The sequence below is a fragment of the Maribacter sp. genome (assembly GCF_049667165.1).
In the GTDB taxonomy this organism is placed as follows: domain Bacteria; phylum Bacteroidota; class Bacteroidia; order Flavobacteriales; family Flavobacteriaceae; genus Maribacter_A.
Map to the genome: position 1 here is coordinate 1 of NZ_JBATHS010000363.1, position 1573 is coordinate 1573.

Consider the following 1573-nt stretch of genomic DNA (forward strand, 5'->3'; position numbering starts at 1 on the left):
ACTTTGCTCTGCTCATAGGGGGCATTGCGCTGCTGATCGGTTTGGGGATCATCTTCATGATCAGTCGCTCCATGGCCAAACCGCTAAGTCATGCTTCGGAAATCGCCCAAAAAATTGCCTATGGCAACTATGACAATGAGATCGAAATTGAACGTGATGACGAGACAGGTAAATTGCTCAGATCCATGCTGACTATGCAGTCCCGTCTGGGTTATGACCTGCATGAAGTGGTCGTGGCCGCATCTGAGAATCTGCGCATTAAGATCGCTCTGGAGAATGTCTCCAGCAGCGTGACGCTCTCCGACAAGGCGAATACGCTGATCTTTATGAACAAGGCTGGGCACAAGTTGTTCGATACCTTGGCTGAGAATATCAGGGAAAGGGGCCGTAGCTTCAATACCGATGACCTGATCGGGACTAATCTAGCCGAATTCTTCCCGGACGATCAGCTGCGGGATATGTACCGGAAGCAACTCACAGAGACCAAAACCTCCCGCTTCAGCGCCTGGGGACACACCTTCGAACTGGTCACCAGTCCGGTCTTCGATGCCGATGGGGAGTACCATGGCAGGATAACCCAGTGGAACGACATCACTGATGAGCTGTTGGTCGAGCAGGAGATCGACGACATCGTCGCCGCGGCAAAATCGGGTAACCTGACTCAACGCATTAATCTGCAGGGAAAAGAGGGCTTCTTTCAGCAATTGGGTAGTGGCATCAACGATCTGATCGATGGTATCGATAATGTATTTTCCGATATCGCCGCTGCAATGCGTAAGGTGGCGGAAGGCGATCTCACCAAACCCATTCAACGCAACTATGTTGGGACTTTTGGTGAGGTGAAAAACAGCGTCAACGAAACCATTGCAAATCTGGAAAAGATCGTTGTCGATCTGCGTGAATCGGCTGATGTGATTACTACTGCTTCCAGCGAGATCTCATCAGGTAATACAAATCTATCATCCCGCACCGAGCAACAGGCCAGCAGCCTGGAAGAGACCGCCTCCAGCATGGAGGAGCTCACCAGTACGGTGCGCAACAATGCTGACCATGCCCAGCAGGCCAATCAGCTCGCCGCCAGCGCCAGACAGACGGCTGAACATGGAGGCAATGTGGTCAGCAGGGCTGTGGATGCGATGGAGGCGATCAACGGCTCCAGTAACAAGATTGCCGAAATTATTGGTGTGATTGATGAGATCGCATTTCAGACCAATCTGCTGGCCTTGAACGCTTCAGTGGAAGCCGCGCGAGCTGGAGAGCAGGGTCGAGGGTTTGCTGTGGTTGCTACCGAAGTGCGTAACCTTGCTGGGCGTAGTGCAACCGCAGCGAAGGAGATCAAGGAGCTGATTCAGGACAGCGCCGGTAAGGTTAAGGCCGGAGCTCAATTAGTGAATGAGTCTGGTGAAACCTTGAATGAGATAGTGACCAGAGTAAAGAGGGTGGGGGATATCATCTCCGAGATCGCCGCCGCCAGTCATGAACAATCGACCGGAATCGATCAAGTGAATATGGCAGTGACCAGTATGGATGAGGTGACCCAGCAGAATGCGGCCCTGGCGGAAGAGACTTCAGC

General features: G+C 52.6%; 1 protein-coding gene. It reads left to right on the forward strand.

Annotated elements, in window-relative coordinates; translation table 11 throughout:
• On the forward strand, positions 1–1573 hold a 1573-nt coding region (locus WBM98_RS16445), incomplete at both ends, for a methyl-accepting chemotaxis protein (RefSeq protein WP_424367108.1).